This is a genomic window from Roseicyclus sp. (assembly GCF_052168335.1).
In the GTDB taxonomy this organism is placed as follows: domain Bacteria; phylum Pseudomonadota; class Alphaproteobacteria; order Rhodobacterales; family Rhodobacteraceae; genus Roseibacterium.
Window position 1 is genome coordinate 1 of sequence record NZ_JBQLZP010000264.1, and the last position, 6,709, is coordinate 6,709.

At 70.3% G+C, this 6,709-nt stretch carries 6 protein-coding genes; all 6 read left to right on the forward strand.

Going from position 1 to position 6,709, the window contains the following annotated elements; all coding sequences use genetic code 11:
- Window positions 1-1,378 (forward strand): chemotaxis protein CheB (locus tag ACTS11_RS07970; protein ID WP_442639793.1); only part of this gene is annotated, 1,378 nt, incomplete at its 5' end.
- Window positions 1,375-1,902: a chemotaxis protein CheD gene (locus ACTS11_RS07975; RefSeq protein ID WP_442639794.1), complete on the forward strand. Its 528-nt coding sequence runs from the start codon at window positions 1,375-1,377 to the stop codon at window positions 1,900-1,902. The genes ACTS11_RS07970 and ACTS11_RS07975, both read left to right, overlap by 4 nt.
- Before the next feature lie 38 nt (window positions 1,903-1,940).
- Entirely contained in the window at window positions 1,941-3,908 is a 1,968-nt protein-coding gene (locus ACTS11_RS07980; protein WP_442639795.1) for a methyl-accepting chemotaxis protein, read from the forward strand.
- A gap of 390 nt (window positions 3,909-4,298) precedes the next feature.
- Window positions 4,299-5,207, forward strand: coding sequence for a metal ABC transporter solute-binding protein, Zn/Mn family (locus tag ACTS11_RS07985; RefSeq protein ID WP_442639798.1), 909 nt, complete (start codon window positions 4,299-4,301; stop codon window positions 5,205-5,207).
- The gene (locus ACTS11_RS07990; RefSeq protein ID WP_442639796.1) at window positions 5,207-6,034 is read left to right on the forward strand and encodes a metal ABC transporter ATP-binding protein; all 828 of its coding nucleotides are present in this window, start codon (window positions 5,207-5,209) and stop codon (window positions 6,032-6,034) included. The genes ACTS11_RS07985 and ACTS11_RS07990 overlap by 1 nt, the downstream gene beginning before the upstream one ends.
- On the forward strand, window positions 6,031-6,709 hold a 679-nt coding region (locus tag ACTS11_RS07995), incomplete at its 3' end, for a metal ABC transporter permease (RefSeq protein ID WP_442639797.1). The genes ACTS11_RS07990 and ACTS11_RS07995, both read left to right, overlap by 4 nt.

Genomic DNA, 6,709 nt, shown 5'->3' on the forward strand with positions numbered 1-6,709 from the left:
AATCGCGCACCGGCGACGTCCAGGTTTTCGGGGAGCTTCAGAACGTCGTCCACGCAGCTTCTCCAGTAACAACCGCAACCGGCCCGCCGCGCCGCGGGCATGGTGCCCGGCACAGAGCGAATCCGGCGCCGCCGGGCCTCGGAGGACAGATAGGCACGCCCCGCTTAACGATTGGTTTCGCCGCGAGGCTGTTCTCGAACGGCGCGGATGCCCGCGCGGGCGGGCCGCCAAACCGCCTGAACGGGCAAGGGTTTCTTTACTCGGGTGTGTCAGGCAAACGGTCGGGCGACGCGTTGCGCCCGTTCAGCCGAGGCCCATCGCGATGTCCGATTCGAGCGCAAAGAACCTGCGACTGCTGCTTGCAGACCCCGATCCCGTGCGCAGGCAACGTCTCGTGTCGCAGATGCAGGGCATCGAGGCGATCGAGGCCGCGTCCCTGTCGGAAGCGTTCGACCTGGCCGAGTCGCGGCAGCCGAACGGAATCGCCCTCGCGGTGGAGATGTCGGGCGACATCGGTATCGCGATGTTCCTGCGTCTGGTCGATGCGTTGTCGGTCCCGTTCGTGATGTTCGGCGAGCCGTCGCGCAACATGACGCCGGTTCCGATGAGAAAATCCATCCAATTCGTGGAATTGCGCCGGTCGCCGAAGGCCGAGGTCCTGCTCGACGGGCTCCTGGGCGCCATGTCCTCCGACACGCCCGCGAAGGCTTCCATGCCACCCTCCGCGCCGTCCGCACAGACCCGGCCGCCCGCTCCGCCCGCGGCGGGTGCCGCGCCGGGCCTGATCGTCCTCGGCGCATCGACCGGCGGCGTCACGGCCCTCGAGACCGTTCTGACCGCGTTCCCAGCGGACTGCCCGCCGACGCTCGTGGTGCAGCACATCCGCCCCGGCTACGTCGAAGGCATGATCGCGCGGCTCGACACGCGCTGCGGCCCCCGGGTCCTCGCCGCGAGGGACGGACAGCCCGTCGAGAAAGGTCATGTCTACGTGGCCGCAGACCCGGATCGCCACCTCGTCCTGCAGCGCGGTACCGCTCCGCGCTGCCACCTGCGGGAGGAGCCACCGAGGCACGGGCACCGCCCCTCCGTGGACGCGCTGTTCGAGTCGGCGGCCGAGTTCGGAACGCGGGTGGCTGCAGCGCTCCTGACCGGGATGGGTGCAGACGGCGCCGTCGGAATGGCCCGCATCCGCGCGAACGGAGGGGCCACTGTCGCCCAGGACGAGGCGAGCTGCGTCGTCTACGGCATGCCGCGCGCGGCCGTGGAACTCGGCGCCGCGGCCCGGATCGCGCCGCTCGAGCGGATCGCGGACGTGCTCCTTGGCCGCGGGCGCGGCTCGGACGCGCCCTTCGGCGGCAGGGCGGAGGCGGCGCGATGACAGGCATCGCGTTCCACGACCACCACGTCATCCAGGGCGAACAGGCGGTGACGGACCATCCCGGCGCCACCCTGCAGACGGTTCTCGGGTCCTGCGTCTCCGCCTGCCTGCACGACCCCGTCCGGCAGATCGGCGGAATGAACCACTTCCTCTTGCCCGACGACGGCAACCGGACGGACATGCGCTATGCCTCCGCCTCCATGGAGCGGCTCGTGAACGAGCTCCTCAAGCGCGGCGCGCTGCGCGACCGGCTGCAGGCCAAGCTCTTCGGCGGGGCACGCATCATGCCGTCGCTGCCCGACATCGGCCGGCGCAACGCCGAGGCGGCGTTGACCTTCCTCCGGAGCGAGGGAATCGCCTGCCTCTCGCAGAGCCTCGGCGGGACGCAGGCGCGCCGCGTCCGGTTCTGGCCGGCGACGGGCCGCGCACAGCAACTGCTCATAGATCGCAACGCGGCGCTGCAGGACCCCGCCCTGACCCGAGAGGCGCCCCGTGTCCAATCCGGATCCGTCGAACTTTTCTGAACCCTTCGCGGCGCGACCGCACTCAAGGAGAAACTGACATGCGAGTTTTCCGACGCATCAGCCTCGTGAAGAAGCTGGCGATCCTGACGGGACTGTCGATGATGCTGATGGCGGGCATCATCGCGGTCTTCGTCAACAACTTCGTCCGCAACACGGTCGAGACCGAAGCCCAGACCGACGCGATCAGCTCCCTGCGCGTGTTCGAGGAGGTTCTGGCGCTGTCCGGTGACAGCGTGAGCATCGGGCGTCCCCGCGACTCCCTGGTGACCTCGGCCCGATGGGACGGCGATCCGCTCGATCTTACGCTGTCCCAGCTCGATCGCGTCGCCGACATGACCGGCGACCGTCTGACCTTCTTCGAGTTCGAGCCCGCCGCAGGGGTCTTCCGGCGGCTCATGACGAGCATCGTGGCGGCGGACGGTACGCGCGCCACGGGCACCCTGCTGGACTCACAGGGCGCGGCACATGCGTCCCTCATGGCGGGTCGTGCCTTCGTGGGCGAGATCGACATTCTCGGCCAGCCGTATCTCGCCGTCTACGAGCCTGTGTTCTCCAGTACCGGCGAGATCTCCGGCGCCCTCTTCTCGGGAACGCCGCTGACGGCCATCAACGAGACGTTCGCTGGCATGATGTGGGGGCTGAAACTGGCGATCGCGATCGCCCTGACGATCGGTATCCTGAACGTCGTGGGGATTCTCGCCTACATCATGCGACCGCTCCGGCAGACCACCGACGTGGTGGCGGCGCTGGCGCGGAAGGACTTCACGAAGAAGCCTCCGAAGCTCAAGTCCGAGGACGAGATCGGCCTGATGGCTCGGGCGGTCGCCGACCTGCAGACGGAACTCGCCGAAGGCGCTCGCCTGGCCTCCGAGGCCCGCGCCAACGAGGCCGAGCGCGAACGGCAACGGGTCGAACAGGTGCGCGTCGTCAACGAACTGAAGGAGGCTCTCTCGCGCCTCTCGGATGGCGATCTCAGCCGCCACATCGACAGCACGGCCGAGAACCCCTTTCCCGAAGCCTATGAGGCGCTGCGCGACAGCTACAACAGCGTCATCGACCGTATCGGCGACGTCATGGGCCGCGTGACCTCGATCGCGGAAGGGGTGCGTTCGGGCTCGCAGGCGATCACCCAGGCCAGCCGCGACCTGTCGGCGCGCACGGAATCGCAGGCGGCGACGCTCGAGGAATCGGCGGCCGCGCTGAACCAGCTCACCGTGAGCGTGCGCTCGACCGCCGAACGTGCCGCGGGCGCGGAAACCGCGAGCACGCAGAACCGGACCTTCGCCGAAACCGGCGCGGAGGTCGTCGGACAGGCCGTCGAGGCGATGCAGGGCATCGAGAAGAGCTCGGAACAGATCACGCGGATCATCGGCGTCATCGACGACATCGCCTTCCAGACCAACCTCCTCGCGCTCAACGCGGGCGTCGAGGCCGCACGCGCCGGGGAGGCGGGTCGCGGGTTCGCGGTCGTCGCCTCCGAAGTGCGCCTGCTGGCGCAGCGCGCCTCGGATTCCGCGCGCGAGATCAAGGCGCTCATCTCCGAGAGCGCGGCGCAGGTCGAAGCCGGTTCCGACCTCGTCAACCGGGCCGGAAACAGCCTCGCGGACATCCTGCAGTGCGCGCAGCAAGCCTCCGGGCTCGTGGCCGAGATCGCGTCCGCCGCCTCCGAACAGGCCAGCGGCCTCAAGGAGATCAACACCGGCGTCAACCAGCTCGACCACGCGACGCAGCAGAACCGCGCCGTGGCGGAGGAGACGACCGCCTCTGCCGCCGACCTCCTCGCGCAGTCCGACGCGCTGCTCGCCGCCCTGTCGGAATTCCGGATCGGCGCCGTCCGGAAGGGCGAGGGCAGCGCTCCGGCGCGGCCGGCGGAGAAGACCGCCATTGTCGACGTGACGCCGCGTGTCGCCGACTGGAAGGGCCGCGCGGACGCCGCGGCCAGCGCGCCGCGGGCACAGAAACAGGCGGGCCAGTCCGCCGGAGGATCGTCCTGGCACGAGTTCTGACGGCGAACCAGGCGCCTGCGCCGGGTTTCGCCGGCGCAGGACGGACGAGCGATCGAGGCCGGTCGGCTGCGGAAACCACCGCCGGCCTCCACACCTCAGGCCCTTGCGCCACGGGGGTACCACCGAACGAACGGGCGTCAACGGGCTCGGCTTCCGGCGCATGCGCCTCCCCGGCCGGCGCATGCGAGGCCCGACGCGCATCAAGCGACGCGTCACCGGATTCGCGGCGATCACTCTGCGAATGACTCGCAGTTACATTGACTTTGCGAATGCTTCGCATTATCTCCCTGACGACGGCGGAATTCCGGATCCCGTGCGATCCGCCTCCCAGGGAGCATCAAGGTGCTGTTTCGCAAGACGATACTTCTGGCCGCCGCCTGCGCGGCCCTCATGTCCCTCCCCGCGCCGGTGGCGCTGGCGCAGGACAGGCTCGACGTGGTCGCCACGACGGGCATGATCGCGGATGCCGCGCGCGAAGTCGGCGGCGACCTCGTCGCGGTCCGCGCGCTGATGGGGCCGGGCGTCGATCCCCACGCCTACCGGCAGACCCGCAGCGACATCGTGGCCACGGCGGAGGCGGACCTCGTGCTGTGGCACGGCCTCTACCTCGAGGCCCAGATGGAGGAGTTCCTGCTCGACCTCGCAGGAACGAAGCCCGTGGTCGCCGTCGCCGAGGCGCTGCCCACGAACCTCCTCGTCGGCCACGACGACTACGAGGGCCGCCACGACCCGCATGTCTGGATGAACCCCAACCTCTGGTCGCTCGTGGTGCTCGAGATCCGCGATGCCCTGACCGAGGTGCATCCCGAGGGCGCAGAGACCTTCCGCGCCAACGCCGAGGCGCATCTCGAGGAACTGTCCGCGCTGGCCGAATACACCGCGCGCGTGCTCTCGACGGTTCCCGCCGAAAGCCGCGTCCTGCTGTCGGCGCATGACGCCTTCAACTACTTCGGTTCGGCCTACGGCTTCGAGGTCGCCGGCATCCAGGGCATCTCGACCGAGAGCGAGGCGGGCCTGCAGCGCATCGCGGAACTCGTCGACATGCTGGTCGCCCGCGACATCCGCGCCGTGTTCGTCGAGAGCTCGGTCTCCGACCGCAACATCCGCGCGCTCATCGAGGGCGCCGCCGCGCAGGGCCACGAGGTCGTCATCGGCGGCGAGCTCTTCTCCGACGCGATGGGCGAAGAGGGCACCTACGAGGGCACCTATGTCGGCATGATCGACCACAACGCGACCACGATCGCGGCCGCGCTCGGGGGCGAGGTTCCCGACCGCGGGATGCAGGGGCTGCTGAACTGATGGCGGGCGGGCCACACGACACTCCGGTCGTTGCGGCCCGCATCGGCCGCGGACCCGGCGCGGCGCCGCCCGAGGCGCCGCTCGCGGTCCGCGGCCTCACCGTCTCCTACGCGGAGAAACCGGCAGTCTTCTCGGTCGACGCGACCTTCCCCGAGGCCACGATGACCGCGATCATCGGGCCGAACGGCGCGGGCAAGTCGACCATGCTCAAGGCCTGCCTCGACATCGTGCCGCGGGTCTCGGGCGAGGTGCGCGTCTTCGGCCGACCGCTCGCCGAGGCGCGCGCCCGGATCGCCTACGTCCCGCAGCGCGCCAGCGTCGACTGGGACTTTCCGACGAGCGCGCTCGACGTCGTGAAGATGGGCCTCTACCGCAAGGCGGGCCTCTTCGGCCGGCTGACGGGCCGCGCCGAGGCGCTGGCCCGCGACTGCCTCGACCGCGTCGGCATGGCCGACTTCGCGACGCGGCAGATCGGGCAGCTCTCGGGCGGGCAGCAGCAGCGCGTCTTCCTCGCCCGCGCGCTGGCGCAGGAGGCGGACCTCTACCTCCTCGACGAACCCTTCGCGGGCGTCGACGCCGCGACCGAGCGCGCCATCGTCGAGGTGCTGAAGGACCTCAAGGCGGGCGGGCGCACGGTGGTCGCGGTGCACCACGACCTCGCGACCGTCGCGGCCTATTTCGACCGGGTCTTCCTGATGAACGTCCGGCCCATCGCCGAAGGGCCGGTGGCCGAGGCCTTCACGCCCGAGACCCTGTCCGGCGCCTATGGCGGGCGGCTGCAGGCGACGCATGTGGACGAGCTCGTCCTGACCGGGGCGGGGCGGTGAGCGCGCTTCTCGACGCGCTGCTCCTCCAGGCGGGCTACAACGCGGCGCTGGTGACGGTGGGCGCGGCGCTGCTGGGCGCGGCGGCGGGCTCGACCGGCACCTTCCTCTACCTGCGCAAGCGCGCGCTCGTCTCGGACGCCATCGCGCACGCGACGCTGCCGGGCGTGGGCCTCGCCTTCATCGTCATGGTGGCGCTCGGCGGCGACGGGCGGAACCTGCCGGGGCTTCTGATCGGCTCGGCCGTGACGGCGGGGGTCGGCCTCCTCCTCGTGCAGTGGATGGTGCAGCGCACGCGGCTGGCCGAGGATGCGGCCATCGGCGCGGTGCTGGGCGTCTTCTTCGGCATCGGCATCGTGCTTCTGACGGTGATCCAGGCGATGAGCGCCGGGCGGCAGGCGGGGCTCGAGGATTTCCTCCTCGGCTCGACCGCCGGGATGCTGCGGCAGGACGCTCTGACGATCGCGGCGGGCGGCCTTCTCGCCGTGGTCGCGACATGGCTGATGCGGCGGCCGATGATCCTCGTGGCCTTCGACGCGGAGTATGCGGCCGCCGTCGGCTACGACGTCCGGCGCATCGACCTGATGATGATGGGGGCGGTTCTCGCCGTCACGGTCATCGGGCTCAAGATCGTCGGCCTCGTGCTGATCGTGGCGCTTCTCGTGATCCCGCCCGTCG